The sequence below is a fragment of the Aeromonas sp. FDAARGOS 1416 genome (assembly GCF_019048085.1).
Lineage (GTDB): Bacteria > Pseudomonadota > Gammaproteobacteria > Enterobacterales > Aeromonadaceae > Aeromonas > Aeromonas veronii.
Genome location: NZ_CP077301.1, coordinates 730,757 through 753,365, shown reverse-complemented (window position 1 = coordinate 753,365; position 22,609 = coordinate 730,757). Strand labels below are relative to the sequence as shown.

Sequence of the window (22,609 nt, the reverse complement as noted above, 5' to 3'; positions counted from 1 at the left end):
AGAAACGTTTATGCTCAAGCCATTCTCACAACTCAACTCACAGCTCAAACGGCGGCTAAACGCCCTGCTGTGCGCCCTGCCCCTGCTGGCCAGCGGCCCGCTGTTGGCGGCCAACCCAGACGACAACTGGCAACAGACCCTTGAGGAGGCGAAGGGGCAGACCGTCTACTTCAACGCCTGGGGCGGCAGCCCGGAGATCAACGCCTATCTGGTGTGGGCCGGGCAGGAGCTGGCGCGCGACTATCAGGTCAAGCTGGTACAGGTGAAGGTGGATGATATCGCCCAGAGCGTCAGCCAGCTGCTGGCCAACAAGCAGGCGGGTAAGCAAGCGGGCGGCCCCATCGATCTGCTCTGGGTCAACGGCGAGAACTTCAAGGCGCTCAAGGAGCAGGGGCTGCTCGGCGCTCCCTTTACTGCCGAGCTACCCAACATGGCGCTGGTCGACAGCAGCCTGCCGGTGAGTGAGGACTTCACCCTGCCGGTGGAAGGGCTGGAAGCCCCCTGGGGCATCGGCCAGCTCAATCTGATGGTCGATACCGAAGAGGTCGCCAGAGCGCCCACCTCGGCTGCAGCCCTGCTGGCGTGGGCCAAGGCCCATCCAGGTCGCTTCACCTACCCCAAGCCGCCCCAGTTCCATGGCTCCAGCTTTCTCAAGCAGATCCTGCTGGAATTGACGCCAGACCCCGCCCCCCTCTATCGGGACGCGACCGAGAGCGAGTTTACCCAACTCACCGCCCCGCTCTGGGCCTGGCTCGATGAGCTGCATCCGGCACTCTGGCGCAAGGGAAAACTGTTCCCCAGCAGCGCCGCCGAGACCCGCCAACTGCTCGATGATGGCGAACTGGCCATGGCCATCAGCTTCAACCCGCAGGAGGCGCAAAGCGCCGCCCAGATTGGCGCCCTGCCCCCCAGCGTGGAGGCAGTCGCCATGGAGAAAGGGGCGCTCACCAACAGCCATTTTCTCGCCATCCCCTTCAACGCCAGTGCCCGTGCGGGTGCCAAGGTGGTGGCCAACTTCCTGCTGAGCCCGGCGGCGCAGGCGCGCAAGGCCAATCCAGCCTTCTGGGGTGATCCCAGCGTGCTGCGGGCCGATGCGCTGCCTGATTCAGCCAAGGGGCAACCGGCACTGCGCTTCAAAGCGGTGGCCGAGCCTCACCCCAGCTGGCAGCTCAAGCTGGAAGCGGCCTGGGCCGAGCGTTACGGTCACTGATGAGTGCCGCTGGTCACCCGCTTTCCCGCTCCCGACCGTGGCGCCGCATGACACGCCACCCCAGTATGAGTACGGGGATGGCGGTCATTTATCTGGCGATCTTCGTCATCCCTCTGCTGGCGGGGTTGTGGCAACTGCTGGCGGAGGGGATGACCGCCTCTCATCTCGCCTTGCTCCTGGCCCAGCCTGGCCTATGGCACTCCGCTGCGCTGAGCCTGTGGATTGGCGCCGCCTCCACCCTCGGCAGCCTGCTGATGACCGCCTTGCTGCTGGCCCACAGCGACAGCCGGGCTTTCGGGCTGCTCCGTCGTCTGCTCTCGCCCATGCTGGCCATGCCCCACGTCGCCTTTGCCATCGGCTTTGCCTTTCTGCTCGCCCCCTCCGGCTGGCTGCTGCGGCTCCTCTCGCCAGCTCTAACGGGTTTTGCTCTCCCCCCCGACTGGCAAACCATTCGCGACTCTCTAGGGCTCGGGCTGATTGCACTGCTCGTTTTCAAGGAGACCCCCTTTCTGCTGCTGATGGCGATGGCTGCGCAACAACCCATCCAACTGGCACGCCAGCAGTGGCTGGGGGCGAGCCTCGGTTTCAGCGCCCCCCAGATCTGGTGGCGCCTGCTGCTGCCAGCGCTGTGGCCTGCCCTGCGCCTGCCCATCTATGCGGTGGCGGCCTACGGAGTGGCGGTGGTGGATCTCGCCCAGCTGCTCGGGCCCGATGCCCCCGCCCCGCTGGCGGTGCGGTTGTGGCTCTGGTATCAGGACCCGGATCTGCTCTGGCGCGGAGCCACCGCCAGCGGCGCCCTGCTTTTGCTCGCCATCACGGCGTTGCTCATCGCTCTGCTCAGATTACTGGAGTGGCTTCATAAAGAGCTGGGCAAAGGCTGCTGGCTCGATGGCAAACGGGCGGCGCCCCACTTCTTTGCCAACCGGCTCGCAGCGGGCTTTGCCTTCACCCTGATCACCCTCAATCTGGCGGTGCTGGCGGCCCTGCTGCTTTGGTCACTGGCGCGCCGCTGGCCTTTTCCCGCCCTCTGGCCCAGTCAGTGGAGTGGTCACTACTGGCTGGATCTGCTGCCAACCCTGCTGCCGCTGCTGGCAACCAGCACGCAGCTGGCGCTGGCGAGCGGCTTGCTGGCACTGGTGATGGCGGTGTGCAGTCTGGAGGTGCAGGCCGGGCGCCGCCCCTGGCCGCTCTGGCTTATCTGCCTGCCGCTGTTGCTGCCGCAGGCGAGCCTGCTGTTTGGCATCCGGCTCGGGCTGGACTGGCTTGCACATGACTCGATAAGCAGCGGCATTGGCTGGGGCTGGGTGCTCTGGAGCCAGCTGCTGTTTGTCTTTCCCTATGTCTATCTCTGCCTGCACGGCCCCTATCGCCAGTTCGATCAGCGGATCACCCAAAGCGCTCTGCTGCTGGGGGCCACGCCGTGGCGAGCCTGGTGGCAGGTCAAAGCGCCCCTGCTGGCGCGCCCGCTGCTGTTTGCCTTTGCGGTAGGGGCTGCGGTGAGCTTGGCCCAATACCTGCCGACCCTGCTCTTTGGCGCAGGCAGGGTGGTCACCATCACCACCGAAGCGGTGGCCATCGGCAGCGGCCTCAACCGGCGGCTGGCGGGACTTTACGGCCTGCTACAGCTGCTGCTGCCGCTCATTATCTATCTGCTGGCGCTCGGGCTGCCAGCGCGGATCAATCCGGCGCTCAAGGGGAGCGGCCAACGATGAACTCTCACGATGGAAACAGCCATATGCTGAGCACCACACCTCTTCGACTTTACCTTGATGAAAATCTGCTGCTTTCGCTCCCTGCCCTGCAGGTGGCCCCCGGCGAGGTATTGACCCTGATGGGGCCAAGCGGCTGTGGTAAAAGCTCCCTGCTGGCGGGGCTGGCCGGGGTACTGCCCGGCGCGCAGACAGATGGCGGCCCGATCCGGCTGGAGGGGGAGATAAGGCTCGGCGAGCGGCCACTCAACACCTTGCCTGCGCAAGCGAGGTGCATCGGCATGCTGTTTCAGGATGACCTGCTGTTCGACCATCTGACGGTGGCGGAGAACCTGATGTTCGGCATGCCAGCGGCCATCAAGGGAAAACGCGCGCGGCGGGAAAAGGCGGTAACCGCATTGGCGCAGGTCGCACTGGCAGATCAGGCTGACAAGCTGCCGCAACAGCTGTCAGGGGGTCAGCGGGCGCGGGTCAGTCTGCTGCGGGCGCTGTTGGCCGAACCCGATGCCCTGCTGCTGGACGAGCCCTTCTCCCGCCTCGACAAGCCGCTGCGGGCCGCCTTTCGCGAGCTGGTATTCGCGCAGATCAAGGCGCTGGCTATCCCCGCTATTCTGGTGACCCACGACGCAGACGACGCGCCGGGCACCATACTCCACCTCACCGAGTCCTGTTTTTAACCGAGGAGTTCACCTTGTTTGATCGCCACCTGATCCCCGTGATCCGCAGCCCCCTCACCCAGCTTGCCAAACCGCTCTGCCGTGCCGGGGTCAGTGCCAATCAGGTGAGCCTCACCGGTTTTGCCATCGGCATGCTGGCGCTACCGCTGCTGGCCTTTGGCTGCTATCAGTGGGCGCTCGCGGCCATCCTGCTCAACCGCTTGTTGGACGGGCTCGATGGCGCCGTGGCGCGGGAAACCGGCATCACCGACTGCGGCGGCTTTCTCGACATCACCCTCGACTTTATTTTCTACGCCGCCGTGGTGCTGGGCTTTGCCCTCGCCGCCCCCGCCAATGCGCTGCCCGCCGCCACCCTGCTATTTGCCTTTATGGGTACCGGCTCGAGCTTTCTGGCGTTTGCTATCATGGCGGGCAAGCGGGGGATCGATAATCCGGTCTACCACCATAAATCTCTCTACTATCTGGGCGGCCTCACCGAGGGGAGCGAGACCATCGCGCTCTTTGTGCTGATGTGCCTGTGGCCCGCCGCCTTCGCCCCGCTCGCCTACGGCTTTGCCCTGCTCTGCGCCATCACCACCCTGACCCGGCTCTGGAGCGGTTACCACACCCTGCGTCCCCCTCAGCCATAAACAGCACAGCCCTCACAGAAGGGCTAATCCATCGCACGATGAATTGGCGGCAAACAAGGCACACGGAACACTTGCACGGGGATGACAATGTTTTACCATGACGGCACTTTTATCAGTCTCTTTGAGAACCCTATGCGTCGCCTTGCCTCTCTTCTCACTCTGTCGTTATTCCCCCTGCTCGGTGGCTGCAGCAGCGCCCCAGCGCCAAAGCCCGTGGTCGTCCCCCAGCCCAAGAGCGCCTTTATCAATCAGGCGCCATCGAGCAAACCCGTTTATACACAAGGGGTTAGCAAGGGGGACTTCGCCAATCGCCCCAACGTGGACAGGTTCGTCCAGAAAATGGTCGAGAAGCACGGTTTTGACAACGCCCAGCTGCATCAGGTGCTGGCACAGGCAGAGCGTTACGACTGGATCATCCGCCTGATGGATGCCCAGGCGCCGACCACCGCGAAGCCCACTGGCCCGACCGGTGCCTGGAACCGCTATCGCGCCAAGTTCATCACCCCGGACAACGTACAGAACGGCGTCAACTTCTGGCGTGAATACGCAAGCGAGCTGAACCGTGCGGAGCAGATCTACGGGGTGCCGCCGGAGATCATCGTCGGCATTATCGGGGTGGAGACCCGCTGGGGCCGGGTGATGGGCAAGACCCGCATTCTGGATGCGCTGGCCACTCTGGCATTTGATTATCCGCGCCGCGCCGAGTTCTTCACGAGCGAGCTGGAAGCCTTCCTGGTGATGACCCGCGACGAGGGGATGGATCCCACCGAACCCAAGGGCTCCTATGCGGGCGCCATGGGCTACGGCCAGTTTATGCCCTCCAGCTTCCAGCGCTATGCGGTGGACTTTGACGGCAACGGCCACACCAACCTGTGGGATCCGGTGGATGCCATCGGCAGCGTCGCCAACTACTTCAAGGCCCACGGCTGGGAGAAAGGCCAACCGGTTGCGGTGCGCGGTCAGGGCCAACTGCCCGGCTATGAGCATGGCTTTCAGACCCGCTACCCGGTCGCCACCCTGCGCCGCGCAGGGCTCACCCCCACCAGCACCCTCGGCAACCACAGCGAAGCGAGCCTGCTGCGCCTCGATGTGGGCACCGGCTACCAATACTGGTACGGCCTGCCCAACTTCTACACCATCACCCGTTACAACCACAGCACCCACTACGCCATGGCGGTGTGGCAACTGGGGCTGGCGGTGAAAGAGGCCAAAGGCGGTTACTGAGTCAGGTACTGATTTGCCAACAAAAACGGGCCTGCTGGCCCGTTTTTGTTATTCGTTTTCCAACAACCAGCGTTTGAGCAGTGCCGCTAACTGAGCCTGCTCCGCCTCGGTCAGTGGCGCCAGCAGGCGACGCTCGTTGGCCACGTGCAGCTCAACCGCCCGGTCGATAAGCGCTTTGCCCGATTCGGTGAGGCAGACCAGCAGGCTGCGCCGATCGCTGGGTGCCGCTTGCCGCTCTATCAGTCCCCGCTCGGCCAGCTTGTCGAGCCGGGCCGTCATGGCCCCCGAACTCAACATGGCCGATTGGTAGAGCACTGTCGGCGTCAGTGGCTCACCCGACCGACGCAGGGTCGCCAAAATGTCGAAGTCCGTGCCAAGCAGGCCACACTCCTTGAGCTCTTCACTCACCTCACGACCGGCAATTGCCGCCATCCGGGCTACCCGACCCAGCACCCCCATAGGAGAACAGTCGAGATCCGGTCGCTGCCGGGCCCACTGAGCCAGCAGCAGGTCTACATGATCTGATTCCATCGCCAACCACTTATCTTTATATCAAGATACTTGATGATAAATCAATTTGGCGCTAATTTATCTTCACTTAAAGATACTCTTCAAAGAGATAAATAATGCCAATGCTGATCGCCTTGCTGGCTCCACTGCTGTGGGGCAGCACCTATGCTGTCGTCAGCCTCTACCTGACTGACTACTCACCCTACTGGGTTGCCGTATGGCGGGCACTGCCTGCCGGGCTGCTCTTGTTACTGTTGCATCCGCGCATGCCGCCTCTGCCCTGGGGCAAGCAGTTCCTGTTGGCGTTTTGCAACATTGCCGCCTTCTTCGCTTTGCTGTTTGTGGCAGCCTTCCGGCTGCCGGGGGCAGTAGCAGGTACACTTGGTGCCACCCTGCCGCTGGTGCTGATGCTACTGGCCTGGTTGCAAGATGGCGCACGACCGAGCCTGAAATGGCTACTGCTGGGATTGATGGGGTTGGCTGGGGTATTACTGTTGCTCAACCCCTCTGCCAATCTGGATCCTGTCGGAGTTGCATGCGCCATGCTGGCCACAGTGCTGATCGGCCAATCCAGCCGCTGGATGCGCCACTGGCCGGTAAACGATCTGCTGGCGCTGACCGCCTGGCAATTGCTGCTTGGGGGCTTGATGCTGATCCCGCTCGCCTGGTGCCTAGCTGGCCCAATGCCGTTACCGGATCCGGCCAGTGCGCCGGGATTGCTCTGGTTGATCCTGCTCAACACCGCGCTGGGCTACTGGGCCTGGTTGTGGGGATTAAAGCACCACGGCCCGGAGGTGATGGGCATGCTGGCCCTCACCAATCCCATGATGGCTGTGTCGCTTGGGGTATTGATGGTGGGTGAAACTCTGGATGTCAGCCAGTGGATCGGCATCGGGGTGATCTTACTCTCCCTGTTCCTGATGAAGCTGCCAGCACGCCCCTTCTTCAAACGTTGGCAAGCCCGCCGAGCGAGTACAGGGATCTGTAACGAGGCGTAAACACCAGACCACCTCAACCCGCGCATAAACAAGAGGAGCCATTGCGGCTCCTCTTTTTTGTCAACGGTCAGCGACTTGAAGGTGGCTTATACACCTGCCTTGGCCAGCGCAGCAGAGACGATCTGCTGGGCCTCTTGCTGGATGAGGTCGAGGTGCGCGTCGCCCTTGAAGCTCTCCATATAGATCTTGTAGATGGACTCGGTGCCGGAGGGGCGCGCCGCGAACCAGCCGTTCTCGGTGACAACCTTGAGACCGCCGATGGCGGCATCGTTGCCCGGCGCCTTGGTCAACTTGGCGATGATGGGCTCACCCGCCAGGGTGGAGGCTTCTACCAGTGCAGGATCCAGCTTGGAGAGCACCGCTTTCTGGGCGCTGTTGGCCGGGGCGTCGATACGGCGATAGCTGGAGCGGCCAAACTTGGCTTCCAGTGCGTCGTAGTGAGCCTGCGGATCCTTGCCGGTCACCGCCAGAATTTCCGCCGCCAGCAGCGCCAGAATGAAGCCATCCTTGTCGGTGGTCCAAACGGTGCCATCTTTGCGCAGGAAGGAGGCGCCCGCACTCTCTTCGCCGCCAAAACCGAACTCGCCGCTGTAGAGGCCATCCACGAACCACTTGAAGCCGACCGGCACCTCTTTCAGAGTGCGGCCAATCTCGCCGGCAACCCGGTCGATCATGGACGAGGAGACCAGCGTCTTGCCGACGGCCGCATCGGCAGACCAGCCGGTGCGATGGGTAAACAGATACTGGATCGCCACCGCCAGATAGTGGTTCGGGTTCATCAGGCCGGACTTGGTGACGATACCGTGACGATCGTAGTCAGGGTCGTTGCCAAGGGCGATGTCGAACTTGTCTTTAAGGGCAATCAGGCTCGCCATGGCGAACGGGCTGGAGCAGTCCATCCGGATCTTGCCGTCTTTATCCAGGGTCATGAAGGAGAAGGTCGGGTCGACCTTGTAGTTCACCACCTCGATGTTCAGGCCGTAGGTCTTGGCGATAACGTCCCAGTAGGCAACGCCGGAGCCGCCCAGCGGATCGACACCGATCTTGATGCCCGCGTTCTTGATGGCGTCCATGTCCAGCACGTTCTTCAGATCATCCACATAAGGGGTGACATAGTCGTGCTCGACCACGAACGGGCTCTTGAGCGCTTCGGCGAACGGCATCCGCTTCACGCCGGCCAGACCCGCTTCCAGAATGGCGTTGGCACGGTCCTCCACCCACTTGGTGATCTCCCCTTCGGCGGGGCCACCATGGGGCGGGTTGTACTTGAAGCCACCATCTTCCGGCGGGTTGTGAGATGGGGTGATCACCACGCCGTCGGCACGCGCTGCAGGCTTGCTGGCCCCTTCTTTGCCAGAGTTGTAGCGCAGGATGGCGTGCGAGATGACCGGGGTCGGGGTAAAGCCCATACCGGCTTGAATGCGAGTTTCAACGCCGTTGGCGGCCAGCACTTCGACGGCGCTGGCAAAAGCGGATTCGGACAGGGCGTGGGTATCCATGCCGACAAACAGCGGGCCAGTGATGCCGGCCTGCTGGCGATACTCCACCAGCGCCTGGGTCACCGCCAGAATATGGGATTCGGTAAAGGCGCTGTGCAAGGCACTGCCACGGTGGCCGGAGGTACCAAAGGCTACCCGCTGCTCGGGGCGGCTCATGTCCGGCTTGTTGAGGTAGTAGGCGCTGACCAGACGGGGGATGTTGGTCAGATCGCTTAAACGGGCCGGTTGACCGGCGTGGGAATGCTGAGCCATGGCGTTTTCCTTGCGTAATGGCGGCCTTGCCGGGCAAGGCCTGAGTCTTGAAGAATCGTTAAATGGCGCCACACACCTGCGCGATCACCTCTTCGCCATAGCCCATGCTGGCCATCAGCTGGGCAACCATGTTCTGCTTGCGGCTGGTGTTGGTATTGGTGATCACCCAGAACGGGGTCTCCGGTACCGGCTTGGGCTTGGTGGTGCTGCCACTGGCACGCAGAGCCTCGGGATCCTGCGAGAAATAGACGCGCTTGCGCCCCTTGATTTCGGTGGCCTGGGTAAAGCCTTCCGGGTTATCCCGGTAGAGGGTACTCAGCACCAGCATGAAGCGGTTGATGGACTTCTCTTCCTTTTGCAGCTCACCAGAATCGAGCAGGGCTTGCAGCCCTTGTTGGGTGGCTACCGTACTGGGCTGCGCGACGGCAACGGGCTCGGCAACCGGCACACCTTGGTGAGCAGGCTGTTCCAGCAGACGGCGCAGGATATCGGAGGCACTCTCACCAATGTGCCGGGTCTGGCTGGCGATATAGAAGTAGAGATCGTCATCAAGCTCGATGGTTTTCATAGGGATGCGCTGGACTCGTCGAAATTCGGATGCGGCGATTATACATAGGCAAACCCGACAGCCCAAGCAAGGGGCTGGCAGATGTACATGAATCTCATCGAGAATACGGCATAATAGCGGGCCAAGTGTGTGATCAGCCGCACTGATAGCCGATCCGGACGGGATTTTTTAGAAAAAAAACCACATAAAATCCCAATCCATTGGACGAAATCCTTTTCTTTCCAGTGCGTTAAATAAAACAGCGATACGCACCCACGACCGACAAGGTGTCATTTTGCAACAAAACAGCATATTGAACTTCAAGGAGCAGGGTCAGGGCCCGGCGGTCATTCTGATCCACGGCCTGTTTGGCAGCCTCGACAACCTCGGCCTGCTGGCCCGAGCCCTCTGCGAACAGTACCGGGTCATCAGCGTCGATCTGCGCAACCATGGCGCCTCCTTTCATAGCAGCGAAATGAGCTATCCGGCCCAGGCAGCCGATATCCTGGCCCTGATGGATCGGCTGGAGATTGCCGAAGCGACCCTGATTGGCCACTCGATGGGTGGCAAGGTAGGGATGCAGGTCGCCAAGCTGGCGCCAGAGCGGGTAACCAAGCTGGTGGTGGCCGACATGGCGCCGGTCGCCTATCCCCACTCCCGCCACCAGAATGTGTTCGCCGGGCTCAACGCCACACTGCGCACGCCGCCGCAAAGCCGCAGTGAAGCGGAAGCCATGCTGGCGCAGCATATTGAGCTCGCCGGGGTGCGCCAGTTCCTGCTCAAATCCTTCGCCAAAGGTGAATATGGCTGGGGTTGGCGCTTCAATGTGCCCGCCCTTGAGCAAAACTACGCCAACATCATGGGCTGGCCAGAGGATGAGCATCGCTTCGAGGGGCCAGTGCTCTTTATCAAAGGGGGGGATTCTGACTATATGCAGCCCCAATACAGCGAGACGGCACTGGCCCAATTCCCGGCGGCAAAGGTGCGTGTCATCGCGGGTACCGGCCACTGGTTGCATGCGGAAAAACCGGCTCTGTTCAACAAATTGGTTGTGGATTTCCTGTCGACAGGCGGTTAACAGTTTCAAATCCTTTGTGATATAGTGCGCCCGTCATAAGGAGTGTGCGCAATCCATGCTAAGTGAACATATCGACCTGATCGAAAGTTTGGGCCTCAAGTTATTCTTTGTGGCCATTTTCATATTGATTGGCCTGGCCATTCAGGACGTGCTCAAGCGCGGCAACGTGCCCCGTTTCGGTCGTTTTATCGTCTGGTTGGTACTGTTTCTGGGTTGTGCGGGTTTTGTCGCCAAGGGGCTGATCGAACTGGGCTGGGAAGGCTCAGGACTCGGCTAACTTATTTTCATCTGTGATGTATGGCCAAACAGCAAACTGATCGAACAACACTGGATCTGTTCGCAAATGAGAAGCGCCCCGGCAGGCCAAAGACCAATCCACTCCCCCGCGAGACCCAGCTCAAGATCAACAAGCGTAACCAGCTTAAGCGCGATCGGGAAAATGGGCTGAAGCGGGTAGAGTTAAAGGTGGAGGCCGAGTTGCTGGAGCGCCTGAACCAACTTGCGTTACAACAGAACATCAGCCGAGCCGAGCTGATCCAATCTATCCTGAAACAACAGATTGAGTCCGCCTTTGCGGTGGACATTGCAGTCTGAGCGTTGAGCATTAACACCAAATACGGGTAACTAAACACTATGGCAAGTGTAGGTCTGTTTTTTGGCAGCGATACCGGTAACACCGAAGCTGTCGCCAAGATGATCCAGAAAGAGCTGGGCAAAAACCTGATTGAAGTCCGTGACATCGCCAAGAGCAGCAAGGCCGACATCGAGAGCTTTGATCTGCTGATGTTCGGCATCCCGACTTGGTACTACGGCGAAGCCCAGGCCGACTGGGACGACTTCTTCCCCGATCTGGGCGAAATCGACTTCACCAACAAGCTGGTCGCCATCTTCGGTTGCGGTGATCAGGAAGACTATTCCGAGTACTTCCTCGACGCCATGGGCACCCTGCGCGACATCGTCGAAGCAAAAGGCGCCATCATCATCGGTCATTGGCCGACTGCCGGCTACGAGTTCGAAGCCTCCAAGGCACTGGTCGATGACAAGCACTTTGTCGGTCTGGGTATCGATGAAGATCGCCAGCCGGAGCTGACCGCCGAGCGCGTCAAGGGCTGGTGCAAGCAACTGCACGAAGAGATGTGCCTGGGCGAGCTGGAGTAATCCACCTCCCCTCATACCTCTGACAACAAGGGCCCCGACGGGGCCCTTGTTGTATCTGCTTGTTGCGATGCCTGCCTTTATTCTTCCCTGTTATTCACCTCTGTGCTCCGGTTTGGCCCGCACATAGAGGGTGCGCTTGACCTGCGCCACCAGCTCGCCGCTCTTGTCTTGTACCGTCACCTCGAATTCGGGGAAGTGCTTGTTGCCACCTTCAGTCGCCGCCACGATTTCGGCCAGCTTTCCCTCGGTCAGGTTAAACTCGGCCACCAGCTTGCCCTTGCCCGGCTTGATGTAGTTGATGCTGCCCGCCTTGTCCCAGACGTAATAGCGATTCTTGAAGTAGCCCATCAGCATCAGCGGATAGATGGGGTCCGTCATGGCAAACATGCTGCCGCCAAACTGGGTGCGGTTGGCATTCTTGTTCCACCAACGGGATTTGAGGGTCACCCGGCAGTAGCGAAAGTCATCGCTCAGGGTCTCTATCTTGATACCGGCACCCCAGAAAGGGGGCCAGGCGTTGAGTGCGCGGCGCACCCAGGCCGCATTGTCAAAAAGCCAATCCATGGATCTCATCCGACCAGAATATGAAAGTTACATCTTATCAACATCTGCCATGCCAGCAAGTCGGACGACACGATTGATTATTTCAATCCAACCGGCCATTTATGACTAAACCCCTTGAATTGCTGGGTTTATTTTTAGGGAGGCTACGACCTATAATGACAGGCCAAGCGAGTTCAAGGTTGCCATTCCTGCGGCAGTCCATCAGAATAACCCCACCTTCGAGAATGCGAATAAGTAGAATATGGCAGACAACAACCAAGCGTTAAAAAAGGCCGGGCTCAAGATCACCTTGCCCCGGGTCAAAATCCTGGAAATCCTGCAACAGCCGGACTGCCAGCACACCAGCGCCGAAGATCTCTATAAACGACTGATCGACCTGGGTGAAGAGATTGGTCTCGCTACCGTCTATCGCGTTCTCAACCAGTTTGATGATGCCGGTATCGTTACCCGTCACCATTTCGAAGGTGGCAAGTCGGTATTCGAACTGGCCACTCAGGAGCATCACGACCACCTGGTTTGCCTCGACTGCGGCAAGGTGATCGAGTTCTCCGACGAAGTGATCGAACAGCGTCAGCGCGAGATCGCCAAGAAATTCAATATCCGTCTCACCAACCACAGCCTCTACCTCTACGGTCACTGTGCAACAGGTGAGTGCAAGCACGACGAATAAGTCGCCCGCGACTTACAGATAACGGACAATAAAAAAGCCAGCATTAGCTGGCTTTTTTATTGTCCGGCGCAGGCCGCTGGCAGCACACAGGGCAGGGGCTCCCCTGCCCCATCGGCTTAACCTTCTACCTTGCCCCAGGAGTCGCGCAGGGCAACGGTGCGGTTGAACACCAGATGCTCCGGGCTGGAGAGCTTGTTGTCGGCGCAGAAGTAACCTTCACGCTCGAACTGGTAAGCCTGCTCCGGCTTGGCGTTCTTCAGGGATGCCTCGACACGGGCCCCCTCGATGATCACCAGGGATTCCGGGTTCAGCGCGGCTTCGAAGTCATCCTCGGCGCCCGGGTTCGGTACCTTGAACAGACGGTCGTAAAGACGCACTTCGGCTGGCAGGGAGTAAGTGGCGCTGACCCAGTGGATCACCCCTTTCACCTTGCGGCCATCGGCCGGATCCTTGCCCAGGGTCTCGGGATCGTAGGAGCAGTAGATGCAGGTGACTTTGCCATCGGCATCTTTCTCGATGCGCTCGGCCTTGATCACATAGGCATTGCGCAGACGCACTTCCTTGCCCAGCACCAGACGCTTGAACTGCTTGTTCGCCTCTTCTTTGAAGTCCGCTTCGTCGATGAAGATCTCGCGGGTAAAGTTCAGCTCGCGGGTACCCATCTCGGCATTGCTCGGGTGGGCCGGGGCAGTCAGCACTTCATCGGCAGCCAGGTTCTCGATGACCACTTTCACCGGATGCAGCACGGCCATGGCGCGCGGTGCATGTTCGTTGAGGTCTTCACGGATACAGGCTTCCAGCATGCTCATCTCGACGATGTTGTCCTGCTTGGTGACGCCGATGCGCTTGCAGAACTCGCGGATGGAGGCCGGGGTGTAGCCACGGCGACGCAGACCGGAGACGGTCAGCATGCGCGGGTCATCCCAACCATCGACGTGCTTCTCGGTCACCAGCAGGTTCAGCTTGCGCTTGGACATGACGGTGTATTCGAGGTTCAGACGAGAGAACTCGTACTGACGGGGGTGGCAGTCGATGGTGATGTTATCCAGCACCCAGTCGTACAGACGACGGTTGTCCTGGAACTCCAGAGTACAGATGGAGTGGGTGATCCCTTCCAGCGCGTCCGAGATGCAGTGGGTGAAATCATACATCGGGTAGATGCACCACTTGTCACCGGTCTGGTGGTGGTGGGCAAACTTGATACGGTAGATAACCGGATCACGCATCACCATGAAGGGAGATGCCATGTCGATCTTGGCGCGCAGGCAAGCGGTGCCTTCGGCGAACTCGCCGTTCTTCATCTTGGCAAACAGCGCCAGGTTCTCTTCCACGCTGCGATCGCGGAACGGGCTGTTCTTGCCGGCTTCAGTCAGGGTGCCACGGTACTCGCGCATCTGCTCGGGCGTCAGCTCGTCCACATAGGCCAAACCCTTTTCAATCAGCTCGATGGCGTAGCCGTGCAGCTTGTCGAAATAGTCGGAGGAGTAGCAGATCTCGCCGTTCCACTGGAAGCCGAGCCACTGTACGTCCTGCTTGATGGACTCTACGTACTCGATATCTTCCTTCACCGGGTTGGTGTCATCGAAACGCAGGTTGCACTGGCCCTGATAGTCGCGGGCGATGCCGAAGTTCAGGCAGATGGACTTGGCGTGGCCGATATGGAGATAACCGTTCGGCTCGGGCGGAAAACGGGTATGCACGCTGCTGTGCTTACCGCTGGCCAGATCTTCATCAATGATCTGACGAATAAAGTTAGTTGGGCTGTTCGCCTGACTCATGGCTCACCTCAAAAAAGCGTCACTGGCGGAAGTTGTGCCGGCTGGCACCCTCATCCCCCCGCCGTCAAGCCGGGTATGATCCCTTATTACGGGCGCTGTCTCAACCTGAATTTGGCACTTCCGGGCCATTTCCCGGCCATTGCGCCGCTAAAAACGGCGTGGCTTGGCACATTGCACCCCAAATGCATAAAAAAGCCCCGCACTAGGCGGGGCTGAAAGTGATGAAAAACACAAAACAGACAATTACACACAACAAAGGCTCACACGCACAGTCAACCTTTCCCAAACCCGATGCGCCATCGCCCTTGGGAAAGGCGGGTCTTGCGACCCACCTCATGTTAACGGTTGACTGCTATCAGTTCAGTTCGGTAACGCGGCTGGTGCGCTTGCCATCGAAGCTGGTGGTACGCAGGTAGACCTTGCCATTCACGCTCGGCTTGGCCGCGGCGTCATAGGCACTCCAGTTGGTACCGTCCAGGCTGTACTGGATGGGCAGACCCGGCAGATCCACGTTCGCTTCCAGCACACCGTTCACTACCTTGGCACCCGGTACGGAGAGGCGGTATTCAACACCAGCCTGATCCAGTTTCGGCAGCACGCGCTGACCCAGTACGTTGGCAAACTGGTTCCACTCTTTGTTGAGGGTGGCCTTGTTGACGAACTTGGTCTCGCCGGAGAACTCGCGACCCTTCACATAGTTCAGCTCGAAGCCACCTTTGTGCCAGGCACGCTCGGCCACGGAGAAGATACGCGGGTAGACCATGTACTCATACTGAGCATCGGTACGCACGGTTTCACTCCACTGCTGACCGGAGATCCCCTTGAACTTGACCGGATCCTGGTCACCTTTGGCCACGAAGGCGTTGCCGTCGCGGTCAACCGAGGTCTCGGCGTTCTGCGGCAGGTTTTCCGGTGCGAAGGCGAATACCTTGCGGGTGTCGTTGAAACGGGTTGCCCAGTAGTAGCCACGCTCGGCCGGGTGTACTTCGTTCGGGAAGTCGAAGTAGAGGTAATCCGGGTTGGAGAGCACCACTTGGTAACCCTTGTGGGCCCACTTCATCGCTTCGTTGAAGCCACCCCAGTAGAGGGTTTCCCAGAAGTTGACACGGGTGTTGTCGGTGGCGAAGTCCTTGGCACCGCTGGCATACTTCAGACCATCTTCCCACGCCTGCAGGGTAGAGAAGCCGCGGTCTTTGACCATCTGGCCCACTTCCTTGGCGAAGTAAACCGGCAGCTCGCCCACTTCCTTGATCTTGCCTTCGTCGATCATCTTCTGGCACATCGGGGACTTGCCAAACGGCTTGTCCTGCTTGCTGGAGTCGACGTTACCTTTCCAGGCGACCAGCTCTTCTTTCTTGGTGACGGCCGGATCCTGATAGCCACCACCCTGCATGATGTTCTTCGCCTCATCACCACCGTAGTGCCATGCAGTCAGCGGCTGACCGGCGGCCTGGTGCATCTGGGCAACTTCGTCCATGACCTTGGCCACGAAGGTGGCAGCACCCGGCTGGCAAGGGTTGATGAAGGACATCTTGTCGTAGAACTGGACCGAGGTGACGTTGGAGGTGTCAGCCGGATCAGTCAGACGGAACTGGTTGGCTTCCGCTTCTTTGCCTTCCGCCATCAGACGCTTGTAGCGCGCTTCCATGGAGACCACGGCAGCACGGGCGTGAGCCGGCATGTTGATCTCGGGGATCACGGTCACACCGCGGGCCTTGGCATAACGCACCAGATCCACGTAGTCAGACTTGCTGTAGAAACCGGAACCCTGATTGTCGCTGGTCGGGCCGGAACCCAGTTGCGGCATCAGGCACTTGGTTTCGGACTCGTCGTGGCAACGCTGGCTACCGACCTGGGTCAGCTCCGGCAGACCCGGGATCTCCAGACGCCAGCCTTCATCGTTGGTCAGGCCAAGGTGCAGCACGTTGAGCTTCATGGCAGACATCTGGTCAACCAGCTTCTTCATGGTATCCAGACTGCGGAAGTGGCGGGCCACGTCGGTCTGCATGCCACGGTATTCAAAGCGCGGCGCATCCTCGACGGTCATCGGGCTCACCAGCTTGTCATCAACACCCAGCAGGGAGATCAGGGATTGTGCACCCCAGAATGCCCCGTCGATGTCGCGACCCTGGATCACGGTGCCCTTCTGACCGATGGTCATGTCATAGCCTTCAGCCTGCTTGAGCTTGCTGCCGAGCTTGATGGTCACCGGGTAGCCGGTGTCGGAGAGGGTAACACCCAGCTTGGTCAGTTGAGCCTTCAGGGCCTCGGCGCGATCGCTCGGCAGATCCAGGGCATTGAGTTTGATGGTAGAGAAGTCAACCTGCGGGCCAGCTTTGACTACCTGCTTCATCGGGGTCGGCAGGATCTGGTTGTCAATCTTGCCAGCCGGCAGCAGGGTGCTGGTCTGGTTGGCCGCGAAACGGGTCTCGCTGTTCATCAGGATGTTCTTGTCATCCTTGGTACGCTTCCAGCCATCAGCTGGCATCGGCTTCTCGTAGGTGCTGGCATCATTGATGTTGCTCATGCTGGCCAGTACTTTCGGCTCGGCACCTTCGCTGGCGACATACCAGTTCGGCATGATGTCAGATTCGAACAGTACCCAGTATTCCACCACCAGCGGCACTTCGACCGTGGCATCCTTGGCAAAGCCCTGGAACTTCTCGGTTGGCGTCAAACGATAGAGATCGCCGGTCAGGTGAGTGATGGTGAACTGGTCGTTATCCACACGCTGGATACGACGGATGGAGGAGACGTAGATACTCCAGTCTTTGGAGGTGACGTCCGCACCGGTATTGGTCAGGTGCAGCTTGGCAACGCCACAGCTCGCCCACTCGGAACCCAGCGCCTGGCAATCGAGGCCGGCACCGGCACCGTCGTTGGTGACCACTTCATACTTGACCACCAGGTTGTTGGCGAGGGAGTCGACCACGGCCTGCTTGGCGGCATCGGCTGCCTGGACCTGGCTGACAAAAACGGTAGACATGGCAATGGCTAACAGAGAATGTTTCAAGTTCATAACTGCTGCTCTCATTTGAAGTAAAGGTTGGATTTTCTTGGCTTTTTTATATGGGGCCCCTGAGCGGGGCCCTTAGTTATGTCAACAATGGACTTAGACTTGAGGTGAGCGAGTCGCTCGATTAACGCAGGGCTTTCATCTCACCGGCGATGATTTCGGCCAATGGGCCCAGAATCACCTGCAGGTTCTGCTCACCGAGTTTGACCACACCGGCCGCACCCAGGGCTTTCAGCTTGCGCTCATCGACGATGCTGCGGTCTTTCAGAGTCAGACGCAGACGGGTGATGCAGGCATCGATGGAGACCAGGTTCTCTTGACCACCCAGCACTTCCAGGTATTGCTTGGCCAGCTCGGTACGGTTGGTAGATTGAGCGGCAGCCGGAGCAGTATCTTCGTCATCTTCACGACCCGGGGTTTTCAGGTTCAGCTTGGCAATCACTACGCGGAACACGGTGTAGTAGAGGCCGAAGAAGACCAGACCCTGAGGGATCAGCATGTACCAGTTGGTCGCCAGCGGGTTACGGCTGGAGAGCACCATATCCACCAGACCGGCACTGAAACCGAAACCGGCCATCCACTGCATGGAGGCAGCGATGAACACGGAGATACCGGTCAGTACGGCGTGGATGACATACAGTACCGGCGCCACGAACATGAAGGAGAACTCGAGCGGCTCGGTTACACCGGTGAAGAAGGAGGCAAAGGCAGCTGCGATCATGATGGAGGCAACTTTCTCTTTGTTCTCTTTCTTGGCGGAGTGGTAGATGGCCAGCGCAGCACCCGGCAGACCGAACATCATGATGGGGAAGAAGCCAGCCTGGTACATACCGACCACGCCTTTCACCTGCTCCAGGCTCTTGCCAGCGGCCAGAGCGGCATCAATGGTAGCCTGACCACCCAGGAAGTTCGGGATGTCGTTGATACCGGCCACGTTGAACCAGAACACGGAGTTCAGGGCGTGGTGCAGACCGATCGGGATCAGCAGACGGTTGAAGAAGGCGTAGATACCGGCACCGGTAGAGCCCAGGCTCACGATGGACTCACCGAAGGAGACCAGACCACCGTAGATTGCCGGCCATACGGCCATCAGGATGAAGGATACGACGATCATCACCACGGAGGTTACGATCGGTACCAGACGACGACCGGAGAAGAAGGAGAGTGCCTTGTGCAGCTCGACGCTGCTGAAGCGGTTGTACAGCTCAGCGGCGATAACACCACACAGGATACCCACGAACTGGTTGCTGATCTTGGCAAACGCGGCAGGAACCTGCTCCACCGGGATGCTCTTGATCTGGGCCACAGCGCCCGGGCTCAGCAGGGTGGTAACGACCAGGAAGCCGACCAGACCTGCCAGAGCAGCAGAACCGTCTTTATCCTTGGACATACCGTAAGCGACACCGACTGCGAACAGTACGGACATGTTATCGATAATGGCTGCGCCCGCTTTAATCAGGAAGGCAGCCAGCGCACTGTCACCACCCCAACCATTCGGGTCAATCCAGTAGCCAACCCCCATCAGGATCGCTGCGGCAGGCAATACCGCTACCGGCACCATCAGGGCACGGCCGATCTTTTGCAAATAACCGAGAATGTTCACGGTTCCTCTCCTTAGTTAATGTTTTTCTAGAAATTAAGTGCTTATCACGTTTGACGCATAAGCCATCAAGGCTTGATTGGCAGTCTAGGGCTTTTATTTCGCTGCGCAAATTAATAAACCGATAATCGTGATCGTTATCACCCAAACAAGATAAAGGTGGTGGATAGATGTGGCTTAGTTCGCAATCTTTATTTACGCTATAAAACAACTTGAATCCGTCTTAGCCAATTGCCACCGCCAAACCGGTCGCAACCCGACACAGAGGTATCCCATATGCGCCTGATCCCGTTGAAATCTGCCAGCCAAGTAGGCCTGTGGTCTGCTCGTTACATCGTTGACCGCATCAACGCGTTCAAGCCGACCAGCGATCGCCCTTTCGTACTGGGCCTGCCCACCGGTGGCACCCCGCTCAACACCTACAAGCGCCTGATCGAGTTGCACAAAGCCGGTGAAGTGAGCTTCCAGAATGTGGTCACCTTCAACATGGACGAGTACGTCGGCCTGCCGGAAGATCACCCGGAGAGCTACCACAGCTTCATGCACAACAACTTCTTCAGCCACATCGACATTCGTCCCGAAAATATCAACATCCTCAACGGCAATGCCGAGGATCTGGTGGCCGAGTGCAAGCGCTACGAAGACAAAATCAAGTCCTACGGCAAGATCCACCTGTTCATGGGTGGCGTGGGTAACGACGGCCACATCGCATTCAACGAGCCGGCCTCTTCCCTCTCCTCCCGCACCCGGGTCAAGACCCTGACCGAAGACACCCGTATCGCCAACTCCCGCTTCTTCGGTGGCGACATGGAGCAGGTGCCCAAACTGGCCCTGACCGTGGGTGTCGGCACCCTGATGGATGCGGAAGAGATCATGATCCTGGTCACCGGTCACGGCAAGGCACTGGCCCTGCAGGCCGCCGTAGAAGGCAGCGTCAACCACATGTGGACCATCTCCACCCTGCAACTGCATCCGAAGGGAATGATGGTGTGCGACGAGCCCTCCACCATGGAGCTCAAGGTCAAGACCGTTCGCTACTTCCAGCAGCTGGAAGCCGCCAACATCGGCCGTCTGTAAGGAGTCGTCATGTACGCATTGACCAACTGCACCCTCTACACCGGCAGCTGCGTGCTGACCGGCTACGGGGTGCTTATCGAGGGCGACAAGATTGTCGCCATCTCTCACCTGGCCGAATTGCCTGCGGGCATCAAGCAGATTGACCTCAAAGGCGCCAACCTGACCGCCGGTTTTATCGATGTGCAGCTCAACGGCTGTGGCGGGGTGATGTTCAACACCGAGATCACGGTCGAGACCCTGGCAACCATGCAGGCGGCCAACCTCAAATCCGGTACCACCAGCTTCCTGCCGACCCTGATCACCAGTCCGGATGCGGACATGAAGCAGGCCGTTGCGGTGACCCGTGACTACATGGCGGCACACCCCAACGAGGTGCTGGGCGTCCATCTGGAAGGGCCTTACACCAACCTCAAGCGCAAGGGGATCCACCCTGCCGCGCAAATTCGCCAGCCAGCGGACGAGATGATCGACTTCTTCTGCGCCAACGCGGATGCCATCACCAAGATCACCCTTGCTCCGGAGCGCAACGAGCCGGCCCATATCCGCCGTCTGGTGGAAGCGGGCATTCTGGTCTCGGCCGGTCACACTGCCGCCAGTTACGATCAGGCCATGGCCGGGTTTGATAACGGTATTCGCTTTGCGACCCACCTCTACAACGCTATGACTCCGACCCTCAACGGTCGCGAGCCGGGCGTCGTGGGCGCCATCTACGATCGCAAGGATGTCTACGCGGGCATCATCGTCGATGGCCACCATGTGCACTGGGCCAACGTGCGTCTGGCTCACAAGGCGCTGGGGGAGCGACTGGTGCTGGTCACCGATGCCACCGCAGCAGCTGGTGCGCCGGAAGGCTTTGAGAAATTTGATTTTTGTGGCACCACCGTCTTTTTACGCGATGGTCAGTGTGTCGACGAGAATGGTACACTCGGCGGTTCCTCCCTCACCATGATTGAGGGGGTGGAAAATCTGGTCAAGCAGGTCGGATTACCGCTCGATGAAGCACTGAGAATGGCCAGCCTCTACCCCGCTCGCGCCATTGGATGGGACTCACGTCTCGGTAGTATCCAGGTCGGTAAAGTAGCCAACCTCACTGTCTTCGATCAGGACTTCACGGTCCGTGGGACCGTGGTTAACGGACACTACACACAACAGTGACATCATGACTGGCGGACAAATAGCAAACGTAGATCTTATCAAGCAGGTCAACAGTGCAGCCGTGTATCGGCTCATCGACCTGCAAGGCCCCATCTCCCGGGTCAAGATTGCCGAGTTGAGTCAGCTGGCCCCGGCCAGCGTGACCAAAATAACCCGGCAACTGATCGAGCATGGCCTGATCAAGGAGACCTCTCCGCAAGCCTCAACCGGCGGGCGGCGTGCCATCTCCCTGACCACCATCAAGCATCGCTTTCAGTTTGTCTCTGCCAAGCTGGGTCGCGGCTACCTGCAACTGAGTCTCTATGACCTCGATGGCAAGGAGCTCGACCAGCACGTCATTCAGGTGACCGAGATCGACCAGCAACCCGTGGTCGACATGCTGCTGCGAGAGATTGGCGCCTTTATCGATGCCAACCGCGAACGTTGTCGCAACCTCATCAGCATCGCGCTGACCATGCCGGGTCTGGTCAACCCGGAATCCGGCATGGTCATCTACACCCCCAAGTACCAGATCCGCAATCTGGGACTGGCGAAGCTGCTTGAGAACCACTTCAACCTCCCCTGCTACGTGGGCAACGACACCCGCTCGCTGGCGCTGGCCGAACACTTCTTCGGCGAGTCCCGCGACTGCATGGACTCCATTCTGGTGAGTGTCCACCAGGGGACGGGCTCGGGGATCATCACCAAGGGTCAGGTGTTCCTCGGTCAGAACCGCAACGTCGGCGAGATCGGCCATATCCAGGTCGAGCCGCTCGGCAAGCGCTGCCACTGTGGCAACTTCGGCTGCCTCGAGACCATCGCCTCCAACGAAGCGATCATCGACAAGGTGAAGGAGCTCATCAGCCGCGGTCACCAGAGCACGCTGCAAGAGAAGCACATCACCATTCAGGAGGTGTGCAAGGCGGCGCTGGCGGGGGACGAACTGGCCCGCAGCGTGATCGAGAACGTGGGTGAGCATCTGGGACGGGCGGTGGCCATCACGGTCAACCTGTTCAACCCGCAGAAGGTGCTGATCGCCGGTGAAATCACCGCCGCCGAAGAGATCCTCTTCCCGGCCATCCGTCGCTGCGTCGAGCATCAATCCCTGCCGAGCTTCCACCGTGGCCTGCCCATCGTGAAAGCCCGCTTCCAGAACCAGCCGACCTATGGCGGCTTTGCGCTGGTCAAGCGCGCCCTGCTGGAGGGGGATCTGCTGCAGATCATCATGGAGCAGAAGTAAAACACTGATCTTGCGAGATAACCAAACGGCAGCCACTGG

General features: G+C 59.5%; 21 protein-coding genes. 14 read left to right on the top strand and 7 right to left on the bottom strand.

The genetic code is table 11. The features are described from left to right. Window positions 1-10: 10 nt before the first annotated feature. The 5 genes from I6L46_RS03425 to mltB all read left to right on the top strand — a co-directional run bounded on the left by I6L46_RS03425 (window position 11) and on the right by mltB (window position 5,449). A complete protein-coding gene (locus I6L46_RS03425; protein WP_216977402.1) occupies window positions 11-1,210 on the top strand; it encodes an ABC transporter substrate-binding protein in 1,200 nt (399 codons plus the stop codon). Window positions 1,211-1,287: 77 nt separating this feature from the next. Next, entirely contained in the window at window positions 1,288-2,922 is a 1,635-nt protein-coding gene (locus I6L46_RS03420; RefSeq protein WP_216977401.1) for an ABC transporter permease, read from the top strand. A 23-nt stretch (window positions 2,923-2,945) separates the two neighbouring features. Next, window positions 2,946-3,596 carry an ATP-binding cassette domain-containing protein gene (locus I6L46_RS03415; protein ID WP_216978003.1) on the top strand — a complete coding sequence of 217 codons (651 nt, stop codon included), beginning with the start codon at window positions 2,946-2,948 and terminating at the stop codon, window positions 3,594-3,596. A gap of 14 nt (window positions 3,597-3,610) precedes the next feature. Next, window positions 3,611-4,225 carry a CDP-alcohol phosphatidyltransferase family protein gene (locus I6L46_RS03410; RefSeq protein WP_216977400.1) on the top strand — a complete coding sequence of 205 codons (615 nt, stop codon included), beginning with the start codon at window positions 3,611-3,613 and terminating at the stop codon, window positions 4,223-4,225. A gap of 132 nt (window positions 4,226-4,357) precedes the next feature. Beyond that, window positions 4,358-5,449, top strand: a complete 1,092-nt coding sequence (gene mltB / locus I6L46_RS03405) for a lytic murein transglycosylase B (protein ID WP_124929777.1) — start codon at window positions 4,358-4,360, stop codon at window positions 5,447-5,449. Between the two features lie 48 nt (window positions 5,450-5,497). Here mltB and I6L46_RS03400 read toward each other — a convergent pair whose 3' ends face one another. Further along, complete coding sequence (locus I6L46_RS03400; protein WP_005334289.1) at window positions 5,498-5,980, bottom strand: MarR family winged helix-turn-helix transcriptional regulator; 483 nt, start codon at window positions 5,978-5,980, stop codon at window positions 5,498-5,500. A 95-nt stretch (window positions 5,981-6,075) separates the two neighbouring features. Here I6L46_RS03400 and I6L46_RS03395 point away from each other — a divergent pair, with 95 nt between their 5' ends. After that, window positions 6,076-6,957: a DMT family transporter gene (locus I6L46_RS03395; RefSeq protein ID WP_216977399.1), complete on the top strand. Its 882-nt coding sequence runs from the start codon at window positions 6,076-6,078 to the stop codon at window positions 6,955-6,957. A gap of 86 nt (window positions 6,958-7,043) precedes the next feature. Here the strand turns inward: I6L46_RS03395 and pgm are convergent, their stop codons facing one another. Then, a complete protein-coding gene (gene pgm / locus I6L46_RS03390) occupies window positions 7,044-8,708 on the bottom strand; it encodes a phosphoglucomutase (alpha-D-glucose-1,6-bisphosphate-dependent) (protein WP_216977398.1) in 1,665 nt (554 codons plus the stop codon). A gap of 58 nt (window positions 8,709-8,766) precedes the next feature. After that, the gene (seqA, locus tag I6L46_RS03385; RefSeq protein ID WP_075115494.1) at window positions 8,767-9,276 is read right to left on the bottom strand and encodes a replication initiation negative regulator SeqA; all 510 of its coding nucleotides are present in this window, start codon (window positions 9,274-9,276) and stop codon (window positions 8,767-8,769) included. A gap of 274 nt (window positions 9,277-9,550) precedes the next feature. Between seqA and I6L46_RS03380 the strand changes: the two genes are divergently transcribed. The 4 genes from I6L46_RS03380 to fldA are packed head-to-tail and all read left to right on the top strand — an operon-like array spanning window position 9,551 to window position 11,491. Beyond that, a complete protein-coding gene (locus tag I6L46_RS03380) occupies window positions 9,551-10,333 on the top strand; it encodes an alpha/beta fold hydrolase (protein ID WP_254203123.1) in 783 nt (260 codons plus the stop codon). Window positions 10,334-10,388: 55 nt separating this feature from the next. Continuing rightward, entirely contained in the window at window positions 10,389-10,610 is a 222-nt protein-coding gene (locus I6L46_RS03375) for a DUF2788 domain-containing protein (RefSeq protein ID WP_005334296.1), read from the top strand. Window positions 10,611-10,630: 20 nt separating this feature from the next. After that, entirely contained in the window at window positions 10,631-10,927 is a 297-nt protein-coding gene (gene ybfE / locus I6L46_RS03370) for a LexA regulated protein (RefSeq protein ID WP_005334297.1), read from the top strand. A 39-nt stretch (window positions 10,928-10,966) separates the two neighbouring features. Then, the gene (gene fldA, locus I6L46_RS03365; RefSeq protein WP_005334298.1) at window positions 10,967-11,491 is read left to right on the top strand and encodes a flavodoxin FldA; all 525 of its coding nucleotides are present in this window, start codon (window positions 10,967-10,969) and stop codon (window positions 11,489-11,491) included. A gap of 90 nt (window positions 11,492-11,581) precedes the next feature. Here fldA and I6L46_RS03360 read toward each other — a convergent pair whose 3' ends face one another. Beyond that, on the bottom strand, window positions 11,582-12,055 hold the full coding sequence (locus I6L46_RS03360) for a DUF4442 domain-containing protein (protein ID WP_005334300.1): 474 nt from the start codon (window positions 12,053-12,055) through the stop codon (window positions 11,582-11,584). A 241-nt stretch (window positions 12,056-12,296) separates the two neighbouring features. On the opposite strand from I6L46_RS03360, the gene fur reads away from it, so the two are divergent. After that, a complete protein-coding gene (fur, locus tag I6L46_RS03355) occupies window positions 12,297-12,725 on the top strand; it encodes a ferric iron uptake transcriptional regulator (protein WP_005334301.1) in 429 nt (142 codons plus the stop codon). 116 nt (window positions 12,726-12,841) lie between these two features. Here the strand turns inward: fur and glnS are convergent, their stop codons facing one another. From glnS to nagE, 3 genes are all read right to left on the bottom strand, one after another. Further along, window positions 12,842-14,503, bottom strand: coding sequence for a glutamine--tRNA ligase (gene glnS / locus I6L46_RS03350; protein ID WP_216977397.1), 1,662 nt, complete (start codon window positions 14,501-14,503; stop codon window positions 12,842-12,844). 355 nt (window positions 14,504-14,858) lie between these two features. Beyond that, window positions 14,859-17,522, bottom strand: coding sequence for a beta-N-acetylhexosaminidase (locus I6L46_RS03345; RefSeq protein WP_005334304.1), 2,664 nt, complete (start codon window positions 17,520-17,522; stop codon window positions 14,859-14,861). Between the two features lie 121 nt (window positions 17,523-17,643). After that, window positions 17,644-19,122: an N-acetylglucosamine-specific PTS transporter subunit IIBC gene (gene nagE, locus I6L46_RS03340; protein ID WP_021231106.1), complete on the bottom strand. Its 1,479-nt coding sequence runs from the start codon at window positions 19,120-19,122 to the stop codon at window positions 17,644-17,646. Window positions 19,123-19,395: 273 nt separating this feature from the next. Here nagE and nagB point away from each other — a divergent pair, with 273 nt between their 5' ends. From nagB to I6L46_RS03325, 3 genes are read left to right on the top strand one after another with little or no spacing between them, the layout of a single operon-like run. Then, a complete protein-coding gene (gene nagB, locus I6L46_RS03335) occupies window positions 19,396-20,196 on the top strand; it encodes a glucosamine-6-phosphate deaminase (protein WP_005334308.1) in 801 nt (266 codons plus the stop codon). A 9-nt stretch (window positions 20,197-20,205) separates the two neighbouring features. Then, the gene (gene nagA / locus I6L46_RS03330) at window positions 20,206-21,351 is read left to right on the top strand and encodes an N-acetylglucosamine-6-phosphate deacetylase (protein WP_216977396.1); all 1,146 of its coding nucleotides are present in this window, start codon (window positions 20,206-20,208) and stop codon (window positions 21,349-21,351) included. Between the two features lie 4 nt (window positions 21,352-21,355). Next, on the top strand, window positions 21,356-22,570 hold the full coding sequence (locus tag I6L46_RS03325) for an ROK family protein (protein ID WP_103250501.1): 1,215 nt from the start codon (window positions 21,356-21,358) through the stop codon (window positions 22,568-22,570). The last annotated feature ends 39 nt before the right edge of the window (window positions 22,571-22,609 follow it).

What these genes read in the sequence shown, in the direction of transcription:
- I6L46_RS03420 (WP_216977401.1), top strand. Translation starts at nt 1,288, where the DNA reads ATGGCGGTCATTTATCTGGCGATCTTCGTCATCCCTCTGCTGGCGGGG.
- nagB (WP_005334308.1), top strand. Translation starts at nt 19,396, where the DNA reads ATGCGCCTGATCCCGTTGAAATCTGCCAGCCAAGTAGGCCTGTGGTCT.
- seqA (WP_075115494.1), bottom strand. Translation starts at nt 9,276, where the DNA reads ATGAAAACCATCGAGCTTGATGACGATCTCTACTTCTATATCGCCAGC.
- I6L46_RS03415 (WP_216978003.1), top strand. Translation starts at nt 2,946, where the DNA reads ATGCTGAGCACCACACCTCTTCGACTTTACCTTGATGAAAATCTGCTG.
- I6L46_RS03360 (WP_005334300.1), bottom strand. Translation starts at nt 12,055, where the DNA reads ATGGATTGGCTTTTTGACAATGCGGCCTGGGTGCGCCGCGCACTCAAC.
- fldA (WP_005334298.1), top strand. Translation starts at nt 10,967, where the DNA reads ATGGCAAGTGTAGGTCTGTTTTTTGGCAGCGATACCGGTAACACCGAA.
- pgm (WP_216977398.1), bottom strand. Translation starts at nt 8,708, where the DNA reads ATGGCTCAGCATTCCCACGCCGGTCAACCGGCCCGTTTAAGCGATCTG.
- I6L46_RS03375 (WP_005334296.1), top strand. Translation starts at nt 10,389, where the DNA reads ATGCTAAGTGAACATATCGACCTGATCGAAAGTTTGGGCCTCAAGTTA.
- I6L46_RS03345 (WP_005334304.1), bottom strand. Translation starts at nt 17,522, where the DNA reads ATGAACTTGAAACATTCTCTGTTAGCCATTGCCATGTCTACCGTTTTT.
- I6L46_RS03400 (WP_005334289.1), bottom strand. Translation starts at nt 5,980, where the DNA reads ATGGAATCAGATCATGTAGACCTGCTGCTGGCTCAGTGGGCCCGGCAG.
- glnS (WP_216977397.1), bottom strand. Translation starts at nt 14,503, where the DNA reads ATGAGTCAGGCGAACAGCCCAACTAACTTTATTCGTCAGATCATTGAT.
- I6L46_RS03425 (WP_216977402.1), top strand. Translation starts at nt 11, where the DNA reads ATGCTCAAGCCATTCTCACAACTCAACTCACAGCTCAAACGGCGGCTA.
- I6L46_RS03325 (WP_103250501.1), top strand. Translation starts at nt 21,356, where the DNA reads ATGACTGGCGGACAAATAGCAAACGTAGATCTTATCAAGCAGGTCAAC.
- fur (WP_005334301.1), top strand. Translation starts at nt 12,297, where the DNA reads ATGGCAGACAACAACCAAGCGTTAAAAAAGGCCGGGCTCAAGATCACC.
- ybfE (WP_005334297.1), top strand. Translation starts at nt 10,631, where the DNA reads ATGGCCAAACAGCAAACTGATCGAACAACACTGGATCTGTTCGCAAAT.
- I6L46_RS03395 (WP_216977399.1), top strand. Translation starts at nt 6,076, where the DNA reads ATGCCAATGCTGATCGCCTTGCTGGCTCCACTGCTGTGGGGCAGCACC.
- nagA (WP_216977396.1), top strand. Translation starts at nt 20,206, where the DNA reads ATGTACGCATTGACCAACTGCACCCTCTACACCGGCAGCTGCGTGCTG.
- mltB (WP_124929777.1), top strand. Translation starts at nt 4,358, where the DNA reads ATGCGTCGCCTTGCCTCTCTTCTCACTCTGTCGTTATTCCCCCTGCTC.